The organism is Enterobacter sp. RHBSTW-00975 (genome assembly GCF_013615235.1).
GTDB lineage: Bacteria > Pseudomonadota > Gammaproteobacteria > Enterobacterales > Enterobacteriaceae > Enterobacter > Enterobacter ludwigii.
Window position 1 is genome coordinate 3731958 of sequence record NZ_CP055883.1, and the last position, 22243, is coordinate 3754200.

General features: G+C 54.9%; 17 protein-coding genes. 4 read left to right on the top strand and 13 right to left on the bottom strand.

All coding sequences use genetic code 11. The annotated features are described in order from the left end of the window. Nucleotides 1–17 precede the first annotated feature (17 nt). Complete coding sequence (locus tag HV340_RS17975) at nt 18–842, top strand: MurR/RpiR family transcriptional regulator (protein ID WP_020883807.1); 825 nt, start codon at nt 18–20, stop codon at nt 840–842. A gap of 359 nt (nt 843–1201) precedes the next feature. Continuing rightward, on the top strand, nt 1202–2311 hold the full coding sequence (locus tag HV340_RS17980; protein ID WP_040018904.1) for an SDR family oxidoreductase: 1110 nt from the start codon (nt 1202–1204) through the stop codon (nt 2309–2311). Between the two features lie 52 nt (nt 2312–2363). Here HV340_RS17980 and eno read toward each other — a convergent pair whose 3' ends face one another. From eno to rlmD, 5 genes are all read right to left on the bottom strand, one after another. Then, entirely contained in the window at nt 2364–3662 is a 1299-nt protein-coding gene (eno, locus tag HV340_RS17985) for a phosphopyruvate hydratase (protein ID WP_014885045.1), read from the bottom strand. 82 nt (nt 3663–3744) lie between these two features. Beyond that, nucleotides 3745–5382: a CTP synthase (glutamine hydrolyzing) gene (gene pyrG / locus HV340_RS17990; RefSeq protein ID WP_014171412.1), complete on the bottom strand. Its 1638-nt coding sequence runs from the start codon at nt 5380–5382 to the stop codon at nt 3745–3747. 223 nt (nt 5383–5605) lie between these two features. Continuing rightward, on the bottom strand, nt 5606–6397 hold the full coding sequence (gene mazG / locus HV340_RS17995) for a nucleoside triphosphate pyrophosphohydrolase (RefSeq protein ID WP_181216145.1): 792 nt from the start codon (nt 6395–6397) through the stop codon (nt 5606–5608). Between the two features lie 69 nt (nt 6398–6466). Beyond that, a complete protein-coding gene (relA, locus tag HV340_RS18000; protein ID WP_014171414.1) occupies nt 6467–8698 on the bottom strand; it encodes a GTP diphosphokinase in 2232 nt (743 codons plus the stop codon). Between the two features lie 51 nt (nt 8699–8749). Further along, the gene (gene rlmD / locus HV340_RS18005; protein WP_181216146.1) at nt 8750–10048 is read right to left on the bottom strand and encodes a 23S rRNA (uracil(1939)-C(5))-methyltransferase RlmD; all 1299 of its coding nucleotides are present in this window, start codon (nt 10046–10048) and stop codon (nt 8750–8752) included. Between the two features lie 57 nt (nt 10049–10105). Between rlmD and barA the strand changes: the two genes are divergently transcribed. After that, nucleotides 10106–12865 carry a two-component sensor histidine kinase BarA gene (gene barA, locus HV340_RS18010; RefSeq protein ID WP_020883803.1) on the top strand — a complete coding sequence of 920 codons (2760 nt, stop codon included), beginning with the start codon at nt 10106–10108 and terminating at the stop codon, nt 12863–12865. A 46-nt stretch (nt 12866–12911) separates the two neighbouring features. Here the strand turns inward: barA and HV340_RS18015 are convergent, their stop codons facing one another. From HV340_RS18015 to syd, 8 genes are all read right to left on the bottom strand, one after another. Then, nucleotides 12912–14057, bottom strand: coding sequence for a glycerate kinase (locus tag HV340_RS18015; RefSeq protein WP_181216147.1), 1146 nt, complete (start codon nt 14055–14057; stop codon nt 12912–12914). Between the two features lie 77 nt (nt 14058–14134). After that, nucleotides 14135–15472: a glucarate dehydratase gene (gene gudD / locus HV340_RS18020; protein WP_181216148.1), complete on the bottom strand. Its 1338-nt coding sequence runs from the start codon at nt 15470–15472 to the stop codon at nt 14135–14137. 15 nt (nt 15473–15487) lie between these two features. Next, nucleotides 15488–16828 carry an enolase C-terminal domain-like protein gene (locus tag HV340_RS18025; protein WP_025203355.1) on the bottom strand — a complete coding sequence of 447 codons (1341 nt, stop codon included), beginning with the start codon at nt 16826–16828 and terminating at the stop codon, nt 15488–15490. After that, nucleotides 16828–18183, bottom strand: a complete 1356-nt coding sequence (locus HV340_RS18030) for an MFS transporter (RefSeq protein WP_020883799.1) — start codon at nt 18181–18183, stop codon at nt 16828–16830. Before HV340_RS18030 ends, HV340_RS18025 begins: the two co-directional genes overlap by 1 nt. 372 nt (nt 18184–18555) lie before the next feature. Beyond that, nucleotides 18556–19005, bottom strand: coding sequence for a flavodoxin (locus HV340_RS18035; RefSeq protein WP_181216149.1), 450 nt, complete (start codon nt 19003–19005; stop codon nt 18556–18558). Between the two features lie 15 nt (nt 19006–19020). Continuing rightward, complete coding sequence (gene truC / locus HV340_RS18040) at nt 19021–19806, bottom strand: tRNA pseudouridine(65) synthase TruC (RefSeq protein WP_014171422.1); 786 nt, start codon at nt 19804–19806, stop codon at nt 19021–19023. Continuing rightward, on the bottom strand, nt 19803–20132 hold the full coding sequence (locus HV340_RS18045; protein ID WP_032678877.1) for a YqcC family protein: 330 nt from the start codon (nt 20130–20132) through the stop codon (nt 19803–19805). Before HV340_RS18045 ends, truC begins: the two co-directional genes overlap by 4 nt. 630 nt (nt 20133–20762) lie before the next feature. Then, nucleotides 20763–21308 (bottom strand): SecY-interacting protein, encoded by a 546-nt coding sequence (gene syd, locus HV340_RS18050; RefSeq protein ID WP_040018897.1) that lies wholly within the window; start codon nt 21306–21308, stop codon nt 20763–20765. A gap of 69 nt (nt 21309–21377) precedes the next feature. Here syd and queF point away from each other — a divergent pair, with 69 nt between their 5' ends. After that, nucleotides 21378–22220, top strand: coding sequence for an NADPH-dependent 7-cyano-7-deazaguanine reductase QueF (gene queF / locus HV340_RS18055; RefSeq protein ID WP_086532157.1), 843 nt, complete (start codon nt 21378–21380; stop codon nt 22218–22220). The last annotated feature ends 23 nt before the right edge of the window (nt 22221–22243 follow it).

A 22243-nucleotide genomic window follows, 5' to 3' on the forward strand; every position in this document is an offset into this window, starting at 1 on the left:
TGCATTAAGGATCTCGCATGTCAGACCATGAAAACCTGCTGCTGAAGCTACGCCAGGAGGCTTCCGGGTACAGCCCAACGCAACGAAAACTGGGAGAGTTTGTCCTCAACGATCCTGCCCGGGTGCTTTACCTGACGATCACTGAGCTGGCGCGCGAAAGTCATACCAGCGAAGCCAGCGTGACGCGTCTTTGCCGCACGCTGGGCTGTAAGGGGTACACGGAATTCAAAATGGCACTTGCGCTGGACATTCAGCAGGGTCAGCCAGAGCGTCAGGCCGGGGATGAAATTGATAGTGTGGTGGAAGAGTCTGTACAGGCTCTGCAGGATACCGCCAGACTGCTCGACAGAGCGCTGCTGGAAAAGGCGGCGCAGGCACTGCATCAGGCGCAGTCAGTCCAGATTTATGGGGTCGCTGCCAGTGCGATCCTCGGCGAGTATCTGCATTATAAGCTGTTGCGCCTGGGCAAACCTGTGCAGCTCTTCAGCGATATGCACCGTGCAGCCATGAATGCGACCACCCTCTCTAAAGCGTCGCTGGTGGTAGCCATCTCCAGTTCAGGCTCAACACGGGATTTACTTCACGTCGTAAAACTTGCGCGCAAACGTGGCGTCCCCGTGCTGGCGCTCAGCAATACGCCGCGTAGCCCGCTGGCGTCCCTTAGCGATATGCTACTGGTTGCAGCCAAACCCGAGGGGCCGCTTAGCGCAGGCGCACTCAATGCCAAAGTGGGTGTTATGCTGCTGGTCGAGTTGCTTACCCACTCCCTTATTGCAATAGACGGTCATTACGGCGAGGTCAGCCAACAAACCGCCAGCGCAACGCTTCCTCTGTTGCTGTAGAAAACCTTCGCAGGCTATATATCAATAGCCTGCGAGTTTGTTATTTTGAGTGTTCTTAAGCATCCGTTAAATTATTTACCGCATCAATGAATGATGTTACAAAGTATTTTTATAATTACATTTTGACTTAATATCATCACGACACAGGAAGCACATTAATAATATATAAATCAGTAATTTAAAATAAATATCTTTATAAATTGAATTTTCTTCCCTCCTGCAATGTCCAATCTCACCCCCTGAATTCCTTACCTTAAAATAAGCTTAAGAAACGGTAAGGCTGGCCATTTTTTTATTTAAACGCCGTTTACTTTCGCCCGCCTACAATCCGCCTCATCAATCATAATGAGACGGTATCAATGAAAACCTTACTGATTACAGGCGTGACCGGATTTCTGGGTGGTGCAGTACTTGAAAAAATCCTGACCGGCGAGAGCGCCGTAAATTTACTTCTGCTTGCGCGCGCCAGCGACCCGCAAGGTGGGCTGGCGCGAGTGCAGGAGAATATGCGTAAGTTCAACGTGCCTGAGCATGCACTGGCCTCGCTGAGCGTGGAGAATATCCTCATTGGCGATCTCAGCCAGCCGGAAGCCTTCCTGAACGATCCGCGTCTTGAACAGGTGACGCATGTCGTTAACTGCGCGGCCGTCGCGTCATTTGGCAACAATCCGCTTATCTGGAAGGTGAACGTCGAGGGAACCCTGGCGCTGGCGCGCCGCATGGAACGGGTGTCGACCCTACAGCGCTTCCTGCACGTTGGCACGGCGATGTCCTGCACGCCGGAGCAGGATTCGCTGGTCGCCGAAAGTGCAGAATTCAGAGAGAACGCCGAGCATCTGGTGGAATATACCTATTCGAAATCCACCATTGAACAGCTGATGCGCCAGCACTGTCCTGGCCTGCCGCTGCTCATCGCCCGCCCGTCCATCGTCGTCGGCCATACCCGTCACGGCTGCACACCTTCAAGCAGTATTTTCTGGGTCTTTAGCATGGGGTTAATGCTGCAAAAATTCATGTGTTCGATGGAAGACAAAATCGATGTCGTTCCGGTGGATTATTGTGCCGACGCGCTGTTAATGCTGCTTACCAGTGACGCACGTTCAGGGGAAGTGGTACATATTTCTGCCGGGGAAGAGAACAGCGTTCGCTTTGCTGATATTGATAAGGCAATGGCGCAGGCGCTGGAGAAAGCCCCTGTCGGAGATCGATACGCTCAGGTGAGTTACGAAACGCTGGTCAGAATGCGCCGCGAACTGAAGGATATTTTTGGGCCGTGCAACGAGCGCCTGATGCTGAAAGCAATGCGTTTATACGGTGCTTTTGCCACACTCAACGTGCGCTTCAGCAATGATAAGCTGCTTAGCATGGGCATGCCTAAGCCACCCCGCTTTACGGACTATATTGCCCGCTGCGTGCAAACCACTCAGGGGCTGACCATTCCGGAACAAATGGCGGTCGATTTTAAATAGCCAAAAAAAATGCCAGTCTTGCGACTGGCATTTTCCTTTTAAGGCTTAGCGATTATGCCTGACCTTTGATCTCTTTACGACCGTTGTATGGTGCTTTTTCGCCCAGAGCTTCTTCGATACGAATCAGCTGGTTGTATTTAGCAACACGGTCAGAACGGCTCATAGAACCGGTCTTGATCTGGCCAGCCGCGGTACCAACAGCCAGGTCAGCGATGGTAGCGTCTTCAGTTTCGCCAGAACGGTGAGAGATAACAGCGGTGTAGCCAGCGTCTTTCGCCATTTTGATCGCAGCCAGCGTTTCGGTCAGAGAACCGATCTGGTTGAATTTGATCAGGATGGAGTTAACGATGCCTTTCTCGATGCCTTCTTTCAGGATCTTGGTGTTGGTTACGAACAGGTCGTCACCCACCAGCTGGATTTTGTCGCCCAGTACTTTAGTCTGGTATGCGAAGCCATCCCAGTCAGACTCGTCCAGACCGTCTTCGATAGAAACGATTGGGTACTGTTTGGTCAGGTCTTCCAGGAAGTGAGTGAACTCTTCAGAGGTGAACGCTTTGTTGCCTTCGCCAGCCAGAACGTATTTACCGTCTTTGTAGAATTCAGACGCTGCACAGTCCATCGCCAGAGTGATGTCTTTGCCCAGCTCGTAGCCTGCTGCTTTAACCGCTTCAGCGATAACAGCCAGTGCTTCTGCGTTAGAACCCAGGTTTGGCGCATAGCCACCTTCGTCACCAACAGCCGTGTTCATACCTTTAGCTTTCAGAACTTTAGCCAGGTTGTGGAACACTTCAGAACCCATACGTACTGCTTCTTTCAGGGATTTCGCGCCAACTGGCTGAATCATAAATTCCTGAATATCAACGTTGTTGTCTGCGTGCTCACCACCGTTGATGATGTTCATCATCGGTACAGGCATGGAGTATTTGCCTGGAGTGCCGTTCAGTTCAGCGATGTGTTCGAACAGTGGCATACCTTTAGCAGCCGCTGCAGCTTTGGCGTTCGCCAGGGAAACGGCCAGGATTGCGTTAGCACCGAAGTTAGATTTGTTTTCAGTACCGTCCAGATCGATCATGATCTTGTCGATGCCAGCCTGGTCTTTAGCGTCTTTGCCAATGATTGCCTGAGCAATAGGGCCGTTTACGGCGCCAACAGCTTTCAGTACGCCTTTGCCCATGAAACGGGATTTGTCGCCATCGCGCAGTTCCAGCGCTTCGCGGGAACCAGTAGAAGCACCTGACGGAGCAGCTGCCATACCGACGAAACCACCTTCCAGGTGAACTTCGGCTTCAACGGTCGGGTTACCACGGGAGTCGATGATTTCACGACCGATGACTTTAACGATTTTGGACATTAGATTTTCCTCAGTACAAGTTAAACTAAAACTCCAGACAAACAACGCGTACCAGGGGTACGCGTTGCCGTTCTAACTTTTTTTACTTCGCCTGACGCTTCTGGTAATCGCTGGCGGCTTTCACAAAGCCTGCAAACAGCGGATGCCCGTCACGTGGCGTTGAAGTAAATTCCGGGTGGAACTGGCAGGCGACAAACCACGGATGGTTTGGCACTTCGATGATCTCGACTAACTGATCATCCCCGGAGCGGCCCGCAACACGCAGACCCGCAGCTTCAATTTGTTTCAACAACATGTTGTTGACTTCATAGCGGTGACGATGACGTTCGGTGATAACCGGCTCGCCATACAGCTTGCGAACGACGCTGTCGTCGGACAGCTGGCAGGCCTGTGCGCCAAGACGCATCGTGCCACCCAGGTCGCTCTTCTCGGTACGGACTTCGACGTTACCTTCTTCGTCGCGCCATTCAGTGATAAGCGCCACGACAGGGTACTTACAGTCTGGCACAAATTCCGTAGAGTTCGCGTTTTCCATTCCCGCTACGTTGCGCGCAAATTCGATCAGCGCAACCTGCATACCCAGGCAGATACCGAGGTATGGAATATTGTTTTCACGCGCATAGCGTGCGGTGGCGATCTTGCCTTCTACACCACGGTAGCCGAAGCCGCCAGGGATAAGGATCGCATCCAAATCTTTCAGAATTTCAACGCCACGCGTTTCAACATCCTGCGAATCAATCAGCTTGATGTTAACGGAGACGCGGTTCTTCAGACCACCGTGTTTCAGCGCTTCGATAACTGACTTATAGGCATCTGGCAGTTCAATGTACTTGCCAACCATGCCGATAGTCACTTCGCCAGCCGGATTCGCTTCTTCGTAAATAACCTGTTCCCATTCAGACAGGTTAGCTTCCGGACAGTTCAAGCTGAATCGTTTACAAATATAATCGTCCAGGCCCTGTGATTTCAACAGGCCCGGGATTTTATAAATGGAATCGACATCTTTCATTGAAATAACGGCTTTTTCCGGCACGTTACAGAACAATGCAATTTTCGCGCGTTCGTTCGCCGGAACCGCGCGATCGGAACGGCAAACCAGGATGTCTGGCTGAATACCGATGGAGAGCAACTCTTTAACGGAGTGCTGAGTAGGTTTGGTTTTCACTTCACCTGCGGCTGCCATGTAAGGCACCAGCGTCAGGTGCATGAACAGCGCGTTTTCACGGCCAATATCAACCGCCAGCTGACGAATCGCTTCCAGGAATGGCAGGGATTCGATATCACCCACGGTACCGCCGATTTCAACCAGCACCACGTCGTGGCCTTCGCCGCCCGCAATAATGCGTTCTTTGATAGCGTTAGTGATGTGTGGGATAACCTGAACGGTAGCACCAAGATAATCACCACGGCGCTCTTTACGCAGAACGTCGGAGTAGATACGGCCTGTCGTGAAGTTGTTACGACGGGTCATTTTAGTGCGGATGAAACGCTCGTAGTGGCCAAGATCCAGATCGGTTTCAGCGCCGTCTTCAGTAACGAACACTTCCCCGTGTTGGATTGGACTCATGGTGCCCGGATCGACGTTGATGTACGGATCCAGTTTCATCATGGTCACATTGAGGCCACGGGCTTCAAGAATGGCTGCGAGGGAGGCTGCGGCAATGCCTTTACCCAGAGAGGATACGACCCCGCCGGTCACAAAAATATAGTTCGTTGTCATGCTGAACCTGAGAAGTTAGGGTGAAACGATGGAATAACCAAGACGGGAAAGTAGTATACCCGAACACGGCGAGCGCCACAAACTTTCATTCTCCGTCTCCTGTCCAGCCAATGACAAACATAAGGAGTGAGAAAATAGCCCCTTTTGGGTAAATGTTTTTGACGCAAATCAAGCGCTTGTCATTTAAAAAATCACACAAATTGCGCTTGATCGCAAAATTTCGTTAGAGATCAGTTTCCTGGCGTTTTACTTCTTGCCAGACTTCTTCCATCACATCGAGGTCAATTCCGCTCATTTCCAGGCCGCGCGAGGCCACAATCCGCTCAACTTCGCGAAAACGTCGTTCGAACTTAATGTTGGCTTTTTGCAGGGCGGTTTCCGCTTTTACACCCAGATGGCGAGAAAGGTTGACGGTCGCGAACAGCAAATCGCCCATCTCTTCTTCAAGCTTTACTTCATCTACCACGGCCTGTTGCGCTTCGTGCATCACTTCGTCGATCTCTTCATGCACTTTTTCCAGCACCGGGCCAAGAGACGTCCAGTCAAAGCCAACCGCGGAGCAGCGTTTCTGAATTTTATGCGCCCGCATCAGCGCAGGCAGGTTCAGGGGAATGTCATCCAGTGCCGAGTGCTGGGATTTCTCCGCGCGCTCGGCGCTTTTAATCTGTTCCCAGCGCGCCAGCACTTCCGCGCTATCGCCTGCGGTGGCATCGCTAAAGATATGCGGATGACGGCGTTCCAGTTTGTCGCTGATGGCAGCGCAGATGTCGTCGAAGTTAAAACGCCCCTCTTCCTGCGCCATTTGCGCATAGAACACCACCTGGAACAGCAGGTCACCCAGTTCACCACGCAGGTCGTCAAAATCCTCGCGTGAAATGGCGTCCAGCACTTCATAGGTCTCTTCGAGGGTGTACGGGGCGATGGTGGCGAAAGTCTGCTCTTTGTCCCACGGGCAGCCGTTTTCCGGATCGCGCAGGCGTTTCATGATGCCAAGCAGGCGGTCAATTTGGGTCATAATTCTGTCCTGATTAAAAATAAATGCCGGGTAAAGGCTACGCCTTACCCGGCTTACAGAAAGGTGGGCTTACCCGCCGTGCAGACGACGTGCGTCAATCACATCCGGGACCTGGTTCAGTTTGCCAAGCACGCGGCCCAGCACCTGCAGGTTGTAGATTTCGATGGTCATATCGATGGTGGCAAGCTGCTCGCGCGTATCGCTGCGGCTGGCCACGCCCAGCACGTTGACCTTCTCGTTCGCGAGAATGGTCGTAATATCGCGCAGCAGGCCGCTGCGGTCGTTTGCGGTGACGCGAACCACCAGCGAGTACCCCGCCGAGTAGCTCTCGCCCCAGACTGCTTCCACAATACGTTCCGGTGCATGCGACTGCAGCTCGGCAAGCTGGTCGCAGTCTGAACGGTGAATGGAAATCCCGCGTCCCTGAGTGATAAAGCCAACGATATCATCACCCGGGATTGGCTGGCAGCAGCGGGCAATGTGGTGCATCAGATTACCCACCCCTTCCACCACAACGCGGCCATTGTCTTTGCTGCGCTGTTGTGGCGCATAGGTTTTCTGCTGCAGCTGCTTCAGCGCCGCCGCATCCTGCTCCGCCGCGCTTGGCTTGTTGAACTGCGCCTGCAGGAAGTTCACCATCTGATTAAGACGGATATCACCGCCGCCAATCGCCGCCAGCAGTTCATCCAGCTCGTTGAAGTTGTAGCGCGGCAGCAGGAATTTCTCGGCCTCTTTCAGGCTTATGCCGATATGTTCCAGCTCGTCGTCGAGGATCTGGCGACCGGCAAGAATGTTCTTGTCACGATCCTGCTTACGGAACCAGGCGTGAATTTTTGAGCGCCCGCGGCTGGTGGTGACATAACCCAGGTTCGGGTTAAGCCAGTCACGGCTCGGGTTAGGCTGCTTCTGCGTGATGATTTCAATCTGGTCGCCCATCTGCAGCTGATAGGTAAACGGTACGATACGCCCGCCGATTTTCGCCCCGATGCAGCGGTGCCCCACATCACTGTGGATGTGATAGGCAAAGTCCAGCGGCGTGGAGCCTGCTGGCAGGTCGACCACGTCACCTTTCGGCGTAAAGACGTAGACCCGGTCGTCAAAGACCTGGCTTCGCACTTCATCCAGCATTTCGCCGGAATCCGCCATCTCTTCCTGCCACGCAATCAGCTTACGCAGCCAGGCAATGCGGTCTTCATGACCAGAGCGTACGCCACCTGACGTCCCCTCTTTGTATTTCCAGTGCGCCGCGACGCCAAGCTCAGCGTCCTCGTGCATCTGTTTGGTACGAATTTGAATCTCGACCGTTTTGCCGCCAGGCCCCAGCACCACGGTATGAATAGACTGATAGCCGTTAGGTTTCGGGTTCGCGACATAGTCATCAAACTCATCCGGTAGATGGCGGAAGTGAGTATGTACTATCCCTAACGCGGCGTAGCAATCCTGCAGACGCTCCGCAACGATGCGCACGGCGCGCACGTCAAACAGCTCATCAAAGGCGAGATGTTTCTTCTGCATTTTGCGCCAGATGCTGTAGATGTGCTTGGGTCGACCATAGACTTCGGCCCGCACATTCTCTTCTTTCATCGACTGGCGCAATCCGCTGACGAACTCCTCAATATAGTGCTCGCGGTCAATGCGGCGCTCGTGCAGGAGTTTTGCAATCCGCTTATATTCTGCCGGGTGCAGGTAACGGAAGCAGTAATCCTCCAGCTCCCATTTCAGTTGACCAATCCCTAAGCGGTTCGCCAGCGGTGCATAGATGTTCGTACACTCTTTCGCGGCCAGTACGCGCTCGTCTTCCGGCGCATCTTTTACTTCGCGCAGGTGGGCAACGCGTTCAGCGAGCTTGATGACCACGCAGCGGAAATCGTCCACCATGGCCAGCAGCATCCGGCGAACGTTATCAACTTGCTCAGAGGAGACGGAATCGGTATGTGCGGCTTTGAGCTGGCGGATTGCCGCCATATCCCGTACGCCGTGGATCAACGCCACGACGGATTGCCCGACGCTGTCGCGCAGCACGTCTTCAGTGACGACATCCGCATCGGCAAGAGGGAACAAAAGCGCGGCCTGCAGCGTTTCGATATCCATGTTCAGCATGGATAAGATTTCAACCATCTCCACGCCGCGCCACAATAACAGTTCGGCGTCAGGATGCCCCAGAGTGGTGCGCTGACAGTAGGCCCAGGTTTCGGTTAAGCGTTCACACGACTGCTGGCTGGAAATCCCCAGACTTGCTATCCATTTTTGTGGGTCAAACTCCCCAGCTTTATTAAGATGTGCACTTCTTACCGCAACCATTGTCCTCTCCTTTAGGGACCAGGGCCTGTCGAAGTCGACAAGCCAAACTAATTAGATGTGCTCAAACAACACCATCGATTCCAGATGCCCAGTGTGCGGGAACATGTCCAGCATTGCCAGACGCTGAATCTGGTAACCCGCACGGATTAATGCCTCACTGTCTCGGGCAAGCGTTGCCGGGTTACAGGAAACATAGACCACGCGCCTGGGCGCGAGTTTAATTATATGTTGCATTACACCCGGTGCACCTGCGCGCGCCGGGTCGAGAAGAATTTTGTCAAACCCCTGCATCGCCCACGGCTGCTGCGTCACATCTTCCTCAAGATTTTGGTGAAAGAATGTCACATTTTGCAAGCCGTTCTGTCGTGCGTTCTCCTGCCCTTTAGCCACCAGCGCCTCAACGCCTTCGACACCCACAACGCTTGCCGCCTGCCGGGCCAAAGGCAGCGTGAAATTGCCCATTCCGCAGAACAGGTCAAGTACCCGATCGCTCTTCTGCACATCCAGCCATATCAGCGCTTTCTCAATCATTTGCTGATTGATGCCATCATTTACCTGAATGAAATCGCGCGGACTGAACGTTAAGCGTAGCCCGTTTGACGCATACCAGGGCGCTTCGCCTGTCAGTTGCTCAAGTATCTCGCTTTGGGGGGCAAGGAAAAGCGCCAGCTCGTGGGAATGCGAAAAGCGTTCCAGTTTTTCACGATCTTTTTTCGACAGCGGCGCGGTGTGGCGCAGCACCATCAGCGGGCCATTGTTGGCCATGACCAGTTCGACGTGCCCGAGGTGGCGAACGCCGTCCAGTCCGCAGAGGCAGGCGTGCACATCAGGAAGCAATGCCTCAAGACGGGGCACCAAAATGGGGCACTGCCTGATATCGACGATATCGCTGGAGCTGGCTTTGCGAAACCCCATCTCCAGCCGCTCAGTTTTTGGCTGATAGCTCAGGCTCAAACGCGCGCGACGACGATAGCCCCAGGGCTGGTCGGCGATGATCTCGTTGACGTCGTGCTTAAGCAGGCGGGCCAGGGCGCTGCTTTTACTTTTTTGCTGTAATTCTGTGCTGACATGCTGTTGCTGGCAGCCACCACAGACGCCAAAATGCGGGCAGCGAGGCTTCACGCGGTCCGGGCTATCGTTATGACGATGCTTAACCTGCCCGCGTGCAAACTGGCGTTTATCTTCCGTCAGCGTAATTTCTGCTCGTTCTGTTGGCAGTAAACCTGTTATAAACAGTGTCTTACCATTATGACGCGCAACCCCCTGGCCAAAGGGATCGAGGTCAGTGGCTTCAACAGTTATGATCTGACGCGTCGTCACGCGTCGCTTTGCAGAGTAGAATTGCGCCATCGCCGAGATTTTTCTCACATAAACATAATTATCCTAATTGTCCCATAACGGAACGCCATGACCAACTACAGCCTGCGCGCGCGCATGATGATTTTGATCCTCGCCCCCACCGTTCTCATCGGTTTGCTGCTGAGTATCTTTTTTGTGGTGCACCGCTATAACGATTTGCAGCGGCAACTGGAAGATGCCGGTGCCAGCATTATCGAACCGCTGGCCGTCTCCAGTGAGTATGGGATGAACCTGCAAAACCGCGAATCGATAGGTCAGTTAATCAGCGTGCTGCACCGCCGTCATTCGGATATCGTGCGTGCCATCTCCGTTTACGACGAGCATAACCGCCTCTTTGTCACCTCGAATTTTCATCTGGATCCAGCGGCCCTGAAAATTCCTGACGGTACGCCCTTCCCGCGCCACCTCACCGTGCTGCGACGCGGCGATATCATGATCCTGCGCACCCCGATTATTTCGGAAAGCTACTCACCCGATGAATCCGCCCAGTCTGACGCCAAATCCAGCGACAATATGCTCGGATATGTGGCGCTGGAGCTGGATCTCAAGTCGGTGCGTCTGCAGCAGTACAAAGAAATTTTCATCTCCGGCGTTATGATGCTGTTCTGTATCGGGATTGCACTTATCTTCGGCTGGCGCCTGATGCGTGACGTGACGGGGCCCATTCGCAACATGGTTAACACCGTCGACCGCATTCGCCGGGGCCAGCTCGACAGCCGGGTGGAAGGGTTTATGCTGGGCGAGCTCGATATGCTCAAAAACGGCATTAACTCGATGGCGATGTCGCTGGCAGCGTATCACGAAGAGATGCAGCACAATGTCGACCAGGCGACCTCTGACCTGCGCGAAACCCTGGAGCAGATGGAGATTCAGAACGTTGAGCTGGATCTGGCGAAAAAACGCGCGCAGGAAGCCGCACGTATCAAATCCGAGTTCCTCGCGAATATGTCCCACGAGCTGCGTACGCCGCTCAATGGCGTGATTGGCTTTACCCGTCTGACGCTAAAAAGCGAGCTGAACCCAACCCAGCGCGATCATCTGCACACCATTGAGCGCTCGGCCAACAACCTGCTGGCGATCATCAACGACGTGCTGGACTTCTCCAAGCTGGAAGCCGGCAAGCTGATCCTGGAGAGCATCCCGTTCCCGCTGCGCAGCACGCTCGATGAAGTGGTGACGCTGCTCGCACACTCGTCGCACGATAAAGGCCTGGAGCTGACGCTCAACATTAAAAATGACGTGCCGGATAACGTCATTGGCGACCCGCTGCGCCTGCAGCAGGTGATTACAAACCTTGTCGGTAACGCCATCAAATTCACCGAAAGCGGCAACATTGATATTCTGGTGGAAAAGCGCTCCATCAGTAATAACAAGGTTCAGATTGAAGTTCAGATCCGCGATACCGGCATCGGTATTCCAGAGCGGGATCAGTCCCGTCTGTTCCAGGCGTTTCGTCAGGCCGATGCAAGTATTTCCAGACGTCATGGCGGCACGGGGCTGGGTCTGGTTATCACACAGAAACTGGTTAAGGAGATGGGGGGAGATATCTCTTTCCACAGCCAGCCAAACCGGGGCTCCACGTTCTGGTTCCATATCAATCTGGACCTTAACCCGAACGTGCTGACCGACGGTCCGGTAACCAATTGCCTGAAAGGAATGCGCCTTGCCTACGTTGAGCCGAACGCCGCAGCGGCGCAGTGTACGCTTGATATCTTAAGCACCACGCCGCTGGAGGTGATCTACAGTCCTACCTTCTCAGCGCTTGCCGTGGAGCATTACGACATCCTGCTGTTGGGGGTCCCGGTCACCTTTACCGGCGAGCTCACTATGCAACAGGAACGGCTGGCGAAAGCCGCATCGATGACCGACTACCTGCTGCTGGCCCTGCCGTGTCATGCCCAGATCAATGCGGAAGAGTTAAAAAATGACGGGGCCGCCGCCTGCCTGCTTAAGCCACTTACCGCGACCCGCCTGCTGCCAGCACTGACGGAATACTGTCGTCTGAGCCAGCACGCCCTGCCGCTGATTGACGATGAACAAAAATTGCCGATGAGCGTAATGGCGGTGGATGATAATCCGGCCAACCTGAAGCTGATTGGCGTGTTGCTTGAAGATCAGGTTCAGCACGTAGAGCTGTGTACCAGCGGTGCGCAGGCGGTTGAGCATGCGAAACAGATGCAGTTCGATTTAATTCTGATGGATATTCAAATGCCCGGCATGGATGGCATTCGTGCCTGCGAGCTGATCCGTCAGCTCCCGCATCAGCAGCAAACGCCGGTGATTGCGGTCACCGCCCACGCGATGGCCGGTCAGAAAGAGAAGCTGCTGAGCGCCGGAATGAATGATTATCTGGCCAAACCTATCGACGAAGAGAAGCTGCACAGCCTGCTGTTACGCTATAAGCCGGGGCATATCGGCGGAACGTACACGGTATCGTCCGAACCGGTGGAAATCAGCGTCAATCAAAACGCCACCTTTGACTGGCAGCTTGCGCTGCGCCAGGCGGCGGGTAAACCTGATTTGGCCCGCGATATGCTGCAAATGCTGGTCGCGTTTCTGCCGGAAATTCGTAATAAGGTCGAAGAGCAGCTGGTGGGTGAAAACCCGGAAGATCTGCTGGAAGCCATTCATAAGCTGCACGGTAGCTGCGGCTACAGCGGTGTGCCGCGGCTGAAGAATCTCTGCCAGTTGCTGGAACAACAGCTTCGCGCGGGCACGCCGGAAACAGAGCTTGAACCGGAATTTCTGGAGCTGCTGGACGAGATGGATAATGTGACGCGGGAAGCCATGAAGGTGTTAGGTAACTAGCGTTGCCCTCTCCCGCCGGGAGAGGGCAAACAGGATTGCCCGCCGTTCAGAGCCTGAACGCCTGCCCCACTTTCAGCACTGCAGCGATATTGCGTGCGGCCATCCGCACATTGTCGCTGGCATTTTCCAGCGCGTCCTCCAGCGAACAGATGGTATAAATCACGCTGAATACCGCGTCGATGCCGTGATTATGTACCACCCCGACATCCGCCGTCAGGCTACCCGCAATACCGATGACCGGTTTATTAAAGCGTTTAGCCACCTTCGCGACGCCCACCGGCACTTTCCCGTGGATCGTCTGGCTGTCAATGCGCCCTTCTCCCGTAATCACCAGATCGGCGTTAGCCACCTGCTCTGCCAGATGCAGCGCATCGGTGACAATCTCAATCCCCTGACGAAGCTGCGCACCGCAGAAAGCGTAGAGTGCCGCCCCCATCCCACCCGCCGCACCGCCGCCGGCAAGGTTGATGACGTCGATATCCAGATCCCGGGCAATGACCTGCGCGTAATGCGCCAGGGCGTTATCCAGGGTCACAATCATCTCCGGCGTGGCGCCTTTTTGCGGGCCAAAGACCGCGGATGCCCCTTCGTCGCCGGTGAGCGGATTAGTGACGTCACAGGCGACTTCAATCCGGCACTCCGCCAGACGGTTATCCAGCCCGCTCAGGTCGATACGGGCCAGTTTTGCCAGCTCGCAGCCCCCCTGTCCAAGGGGCTGCTCGTTGGTATCCAGCAGCTTTACCCCCAGCGCCTGCACCATGCCGGCACCACCGTCATTGGTGGCGCTGCCGCCAATGCCAATAATAATATGCTTAACGCCCGCATCCAGCGCGTGTCGGATAAGCTCGCCGGTCCCCCAGGAGGTGGTAAGAAGGGGATTGCGTTGCGAAGGCGCGACCAGCTCCAGACCGCTTGCCGCCGCCATTTCAATAAACGCGCTCTGTTCGTCACCGGAGATGCCATAGAACCCGTCCACAGGCTCACCCAGCGGGCCTGAGACAGAGGCATGGACAATGCGCCCCTGCGTCGCCGCCACCATAGCTTCTACGGTACCTTCTCCACCATCGGCGACCGGCAATTTCACAAAGTCGGCCGCGGGGAAAATCTCGCGAAAACCCTGCTCAATCGCGGTGGCTACCTCAAGGGCGCTCAGGCTTTCCTTATACGAATCCGGTGCGATAACAATCTTCATAAGCCATCCTTACGCATAGTCATTACGTTAAGCATACACCACGTAAACGACCGCTAATGGGAGCGGTCCCAATGCGTTTATCGTACCATGCACGGACGTTTATTGTCGAATTTCCAGTCAGATATCAAATATTGCATGGCCATCGCATCGTCGCGTGCCCCCAGACCATGTTTTTGATATAGCTCGTGGGCTTTCATCACCTGATCCATATCCAGCTCAATGCCCAGACCCGGCGTGGTTGGCACCTGCACCATGCCTCCTTTGATCTCAAACGGCTCTCTGGTCAGACGCTGATTTCCTTCCTGCCAGATCCAGTGGGTATCGATAGCGGTGATCGTGCCCGGTGCGGCAGCGGCCACGTGGGTGAACATCGCCAGCGAGACATCAAAGTGGTTATTGGAGTGCGAGCCCCAGGTCAGGCCAAATTCATGACACATCTGTGCCACACGCACCGACCCCTGCATCGTCCAGAAGTGGGGGTCTGCCAGCGGAATATCGACAGACTGTAACGACAGGGTGTGCCCCATCTGACGCCAGTCGGTGGCAATCATATTGGTCGCGGTGGGTAAACCGGTGGCGCGACGGAATTCCGCCATCACTTCACGGCCCGAGAAGCCCTGCTCAGCCCCGCACGGATCTTCCGCGTACGCCAGCACGCCTTTCAGTTGTTTACCAATGCGGATAGCTTCATCCAGAGACCAGGCACCGTTCGGGTCGAGCGTGACGCGCGCCTGCGGGAAACGTTTTGCCAGTGCGGTAATGGCTTCCGCCTCCTGTTCACCCGCAAGCACGCCGCCCTTCAGTTTGAAATCGTTAAAGCCATATTTTTCGTACGCGGCTTCCGCCAGGCGCACCACCGCATCCGGGGTCATCGCTTCTTCGTGGCGGAGTCGGTACCAGTCACATTTTTCATCCGCCTGGTTCTGGTACGGCAGCGGCGTCAGCGTGCGGTCGCCAACGAAGAACAGATAGCCCAGCATTTCCACTTCACTGCGCTGCTGGCCTTCGCCCAGCAGCGACGCAACGTTAACGCCCAGGTGTTGGCCCAGCAGATCCAGCATCGCGGCTTCGATACCGGTGACCACGTGAATGGTGGTTCGCAGGTCGAAGGTTTGCAGACCACGACCGCCGGCATCACGGTCAGCGAAGGTGCTTCGCACGGTATTGAGGATATTTTTATATTCGCCCAGCGTTTTTCCCACCACCAGCGGAGCGGCCTCTTCCAGCGTTTTGCGGATCTTCTCACCACCGGGGATTTCACCCACGCCGGTATGCCCGGAGTTATCGTTGATAATGACAATATTGCGGGTGAAAAACGGCGCATGCGCTCCGCTCAGGTTCATCAACATGCTGTCATGGCCGGCGACCGGAATGATCTGCATGGAAGTGACTACAGGGGTAGTAAAAGTACTCATCGTTCAATCCTTTTATCAGTGACGTCCAAAAACAGGGCGCTTACGATCAAATGTCCAGCCGGGGATCAGGTACTGCATCGGCCCCGCGTCGTTACGCGCGCCGCCTGGCAGTTTTTTATACGCCTCATGCGCGTGATGAACCTGATCCCAGTCAAGCTCAACGCCCAGCCCCGGTGCATCTGGTACGGCAATCTTGCCATTTTTGATTACCAGCGGTTCTTTCGTCAGGCGGGCTTCTCCCTCCTGCCAAATCCAGTGGGTATCAATGGCGGTCGGGTTGCCCGGAGCCGCCGCGCCAACGTGCGTAAACATCGCCAGCGAAATGTCGAAATGGTTGTTGGAGTGACAACCCCAGGTCAGTCCCCAGTCGTCGCAGAGCTGTGCGACGCGAACGGCACCTGAGAGTGTCCAGAAATGCGGGTCCGCCAGCGGAATATCGACCGCGTTCAGCATCACCGCGTGGCCCATTTCACGCCAGTTGGTGGCGATCATATTGGTGGCCACCGGTAGACCAGTGGCACGCCGGAATTCCGCCATCACTTCACGACCGGAGAAGCCCTGCTCGGCCCCGCACGGATCCTCCGCGTAGGTCAACACGTCGTCCAGCCCTTTGCATAAGGCAATGGCCTCATCCAGCAGCCATGCACCGTTCGGATCCACCGTGATGCGCGCATCCGGGAAGCGTTTTTTGAGCGCGCGGGCAGTTTCAATCTCCTGCTCGCCGGGCAATACGCCGCCTTTCAGCTTGAAATCTTTAAATCCGTAGCGATCCTGCGCGGCTTCCGCCAGCCGAACCACCGCCTCACCGGAAAGTGCCTCCTGGTGACGCAGGTGATACCACTCATGGTCGCCAGGGGAATGCGCCAGATAAGGCAGGTCGGTTTTGTTGCGATCGCCAACATAAAACAGATAACCGAGCACCGTCACCGCGTCGCGCTGTTTTCCTGGCCCCAGCAGTTCGCAGACCGGGACCTTCAGCGCCTTACCCAGTAAATCAAGCAGAGCAGCCTCTAGCGCGGCGACAGCGTTGACGCGCAATTCGAACGTCCAGGCGCCTTTGCCGAACGTGTCAAAGTCTGCCGACTGATTGCCCTTGTGCACCCGCTGCACCACGTTATTGAGGCGAGCTACCTCTTTCCCGACGACCAGCGGAATGGCATCTACCAGCGTCTGGTGGATAACCTCGCCACCCGGCGCTTCCCCAACGCCGGTGTGGCCCGCGGAATCCGTCAGCACCACGATATTACGGGTAAACCAGGCGTTATGTGCGCCGCCGATGTTGAGCAGCATACTGTCCTGTCCGGCCACCGGTATGACCTTCATGTCGGTAATCACCGGGCTTGATTGAGTCGTCATCAGCCGCGCTCCACTACAGGTTTAAGTTCCACGCGCTTGATATCACCCACCAGAACCAGGTAGCTCAGGACCGCCACCAGCGCGTGTACGCCAACGTAAATCAGCGCGCCGTTGAAGGAGCCGGTGGTTCCCACGATGTAGCCGATGGCAATGGGGGTCACAATCCCGGAGATGTTGCCAAACATATTGAACAGTCCACCGCTCAGGCCGCTGATCTCTTTCGGTGCGGTATCCGCCATGACCGCCCAGCCGAGGGCACCGATCCCTTTACCGAAGAAGGCCATCGCCATAAAGCCAATAATCATCCACTCAGCGCTGACATAGTTACAGAACACCATGGTCATGGAGAGCAGCATGCCGAGCACAATCGGCGTTTTACGCGCGATATTCAAAGAGCCTGTACGACGCATCAGCCAGTCGGAAATCACGCCCCCCAGCACACCCCCTACAAAACCGCAGATAGCCGGGACTGACGCCACAAAGCCCGCTTTCAGGATCGACATCCCGCGCGCCTGCACCAGGTAAACCGGGAACCAGGTGATGAAGAAGTAAGTTAAGGCGTTAATGCAATACTGGCCCAGATAGATGCCGATCATCATGCGCGAGCCGACGAGCTGTTTGATCTGCGCCCATTTCTGGCTGAACGGCACTTTTGCTTTTGCCGATTTCTGATCCATGTTGATCAGCGCCCCGCCTTCAGCAATGTACTCCAGCTCTTTTTTATTCACGCCGGGATGCTGGTTCGGTTCATGGATCACTTTCAGCCAGACGAAGCTAATGATGATCCCAAGCCCACCCATAAAGAAGAAGACATGTGACCAGCCCACTTCATGCGTCAGCCAGCCCATAATGGGTGCAAAGATCACCGTCGCAAAGTATTGCGCAGAGTTAAAAATTGCCACCGCCGTTCCCCTCTCCTGCGCCGGGAACCACGCCGCCACAATACGGCTGTTACCGGGGAAGGAAGGTGCTTCGGCTAAGCCCACCAGGAAACGCAGGGTGAAGAGCGCAACGATGATGCCAAATCCGTTGAACACATCGACGAAGCCCTGCAACAGGGTAAATGCCGACCAGATGAAGATGGACCAGAAATAGACGCGTTTGGAGCCAAAACGATCAAGCAGCCAGCCGCCAGGAATTTGGCCGATAACGTAGGCCCATGAAAATGCGGAGAAAACGTAGCCCATGCCAACCGGATCAAGACCGATGTCTTTTGCCATTTCAGAACCGGCAATCGACAGCGTGGCACGGTCACCATAGTTAAAGGATGTGACGATAAACAGCATCACCACTATCCAGTAGCGCGCATTTGTGCGCTTCTCAGCGCTGCTCGCCGCGTGGCTTAATGTACTCATTGTTGCACTCCTGAATCCAGGCTCTCGCCAGTTCATTCTGTACAGCACCGGTAGGGTAACCAGAATGAGGGTTAGTATTTGGCAGTTTTGGTACGGCTTGATGCCGTTTTATAGTGCGCACTGCCTTTTTGATGACTGACCGGAAAAGTATAGGGAGAAGTGCCTCTGTCCCTCACCGTGCATGAACACAACATTGAGGGGTCAATGAGAAGTTGTTTGGGGCATAAGCCCAAAGCAGTGGAAGGTAGTTCACGGAATTCGCCGGAAGGCGGGAGAAAAGCAAAACGGTAACCGACGTTACCGTTTTGTGTTTGCGCTCGCGCCACGTGGGCGCGGGAGCCCGGGTATGCGAAGGGCTGCCCGGCCAGAGCGTTATTTAAGCAGCGTTGCCCAGTGTTCAACCCACGGGTTCGATTCACTCTCTGGCTCAGGGTGTTCAACTGCATCAATCAGCAACATCTCACCGACGCGTTGCGCGCTCTGTTCCTGCAAAAGCGCATCGAACTGCTTACCACCGCCGCAGAAATTGGCGTAAGAACTGTCGCCCAGAGCAATGATGCCGTAGTGAACATCCGGCTGATAGCCAAGCTGATCCTTGATTGCCTGGAAAAGCGGCACGATGCTGTCCGGCAGATCGCCCTGCCCGGTAGTGGAGGTAACCACCAGAATGTATTTATCTTTGTACTTTTCCCAGTCTGCCAGCTCCGGGTCTTCATAGACCGTGGCTTTATGGCCCTGGCCTGCGAGTATCGCCTCAGCCTCTTCTGCTACCAGCAGCGAGTTGCCGTACATTGTGCCGACAAAAATGCCCACTTCAGCCATGATGTATTTCCTTGATTATTGCGCTTGCTGTTCATCCTGAACGTTGCCCGATACAAACTCAACCCTTTCATTTTCGGGGAGTTGCCCCAGCCAGCCAAACTGTGACAGCGCCTGCATCCAGACGTTGTCCAGCCCCGCATGGAGAGTCAGCGGTTCGCCGGTAAACGGGTGCGTCAGGCTCAGTTCACTGGCATGCAGCATCAGGCGGTCGCAGCCAAAATGTTCGGCAGCACTGCGGTTCTGTCGCAAATCGCCGTGCTTGCTGTCACCAATAATCGGATGACGCAGATGTTTCAGGTGACGGCGGAGCTGGTGTTTGCGCCCGGTTTTGGGCAACAGCTCAACCAGACTGTAGCGGGTGGTCGGAAACTTGCTGGTTGCCACCGGCATTTCCGTGGTCGCCATGCCGCGGTAATCCGTCACGGCAGGCTGCGGGCCTTTGTCATCGCGGGCAAATTTATCGGCAATCTTGTCCAGCTCTTCCACCAGCGGATAATCGAGCGTGGCGCTCTCCGTCAGCCAGCCACGAACGATCGCGTGGTAGCGTTTCTGGATCTGGTGCTGTTCGAACTGCTGCGACAGCAGGCGGCCCGCTTCGCTGGAAAGCCCCATCAGCAACACACCGGAGGTTGGCCTGTCGAGACGATGAGCCGTAAAGACGTGCTGACCAATCTGGTCGCGCACGGTTTGCATCACCACCACTTTTTCATCGCGGTCCAGCCAGCTTCGGTGCACCAGCCAGCCAGACGGTTTGTTTACCGCGACCAGCCACTCATCCTGATAGAGGATCTCAAGCGTCATGCATCTTCACCGGCAAACACAGCATCCAGCTTTTCCAGCTCAATCAGCATGACATCGCGCGCAGGGTGGGTCGCGTCCAGCGCCATTTCATAATAAGGCGCAACAGCGAACGCCTGCGGCAGCGGGTGGCCACCGTCGAGCAGCGCGTGCATACGCGGAATTAACACCCACTGGAGCCATTCGAACGGTGCCAGCGTATCCAGACAGAACGGCTGAGTGCTTGCGAAGGCTTCTGGCTGCGGCGCGGTCTCCTGCCACAGCTGATGTTGGCGCAATAATGCCTCGATGGCGTGCAACCGGGCACGAACGCTATCGTGTTGCGTCATAGTAACCTCAACTGAAAAAGTGAACGGCGCGCAGCATAGCATTGCAGGAGACAGAAATAAAAAAAGGGAGCACTGTAAAAACAGTGCTCCCGGTTCGTTCCGCAGCAATCCAGCTACAATTCGTGCTCCCTGCTCATCCGTGACAACTTTTCCTGAAGCCCGAAGGCCTGGTCATCCTTCACCTTGTGCATCCTGCTCACATCGTCCTGATGTGTTTGTTTCATCCTGAAACGTCCTGGCCATCCTGACCCACCGACCATCCTGACCGGCTCTCATTCTCCCTTCCTGGAGGTGTCCCTTACGCATCCTGCGCGATCCTTTTGCTTCATCCTGAAGCCTTCCTGCAGCGTCATCCTGACGTGTTCCTGGTGAGAAACGCCATCATCCTGATGTTCGTTTCTCGTGTCGGCGTCCTGTCGACACAACTAGAATCCGCTATTCTGCTTCGTCTTACAACCCATGCTGGCAGCGCTGTAAGCCGTCCCGTGCCCCCCTGGACGCGGCGATATCTCATTAACGTATTGAAAAATAGAGTAATGTTAATCTTAATTAAATAAGGCAATACTGAATGATCCAGCGATCTCTCACAACTCTGTAAGAGATCTCTCACACGCGCGATGGCATCGTGGATTACAGAAGTGGCTCAAGTCGGGTGAGGAATTCCGCAAGTGAGGGGGCGAGAGTCTCGCGATTGCGGGTACCGATGGTCTCTTTAACCACTTCACCAGACAGGTTGCAGACTGAGATAACGTCCAGTTCACTGTCCAGCGTGGCAATAAAGAGCGTCGGAGAAAGCTTAAGGCGTTTTTGCGTGACCAGATGACCAATCAGGTTTTCCTGAACACGCTGCAGATCGTCTTCACTCCAGGTCTGCAACAGCGTCAGCGTGATATCAGCAAATCGCGCAGGCATATCCCCTGCAAATTGCGTGGTATAAAACGCGTGAACCGCTGGTTGTACCACAATGTCCATTGCCCGTTCAACCGCATTTACATTTTGCTCACCCGTCGGGGATTGCGGTTGCCAGATAACGTAATCATCCGGAGAAGAGATAATACACGGCGAAGGTACACCATATAAGTCAGTGCTTTGCGGCCAAGTGCCGTGCGTTTCATGCCATGCATCGCAATAGCGGGTCGTGAAGGCAGTGAGGGCATTTGCAGTTTCGATGTCCACCGATTTCTCTCTTCTTGTAAGACAGGATAAACTCAGCCCATAAGTGTACCTGTAAAGTGGCTATGAAACATGTCTTACGAAAATCATCAGGCGTTAACGGGCTTAACGCTGGGTAAATCGACCGATTACCGCGACACCTACGATGCAAGCCTGCTGCAGGGCGTACCGCGCAGTCTGAATCGCGATCCTCTGGGCCTGCACGCTGACGCGCTGCCGTTTGTTGGCGGTGATATCTGGACGCTGTATGAGCTTTCCTGGCTCAACGCCCGCGGTCTGCCGCAGGTCGCAGTGGGCCATGTTGAACTGGATTATGCCAGCCAGAACCTGGTGGAATCCAAAAGCTTTAAGCTCTATCTCAACAGCTTTAACCAGACCAAATTTGACAGTCAGGAAGAGGTTCAGCATACCCTGGAGCGGGATTTAAGCGCCTGCGCACAGGGCAAGGTGAGCGTGTCACTCTATCGTCTGAATGAGCTGGAAGGGCAGCCTGTTGCCCACTTCAACGGCACCTGCATCGATGATCAGGATATCGCAGTGGATAATTACGAATTCAGTACCGATTACCTCGAAAATGCGGCAAGCGGAAAGACCGTTGAAGAGACGCTGGTAAGTCATTTACTGAAATCCAACTGCCTGATCACCCATCAGCCGGACTGGGGCTCCGTGCAGATCCAGTATCGCGGTCCGAAGATTGACCGGGAAAAACTGCTGCGCTACCTGGTGTCGTTCCGCCATCACAACGAATTCCACGAGCAGTGCGTGGAGCGCATCTTTAATGATATTCAGCGTTTCTGTCATCCCGAAACGTTAAGCGTTTATGCGCGCTACACCCGCCGTGGTGGTCTGGATATCAATCCATGGCGCACCAACACGGACTTTGTGCCTGCCACCGGCCGTCTTGTACGCCAGTAACCTAAATATTTTCGCAATATGCG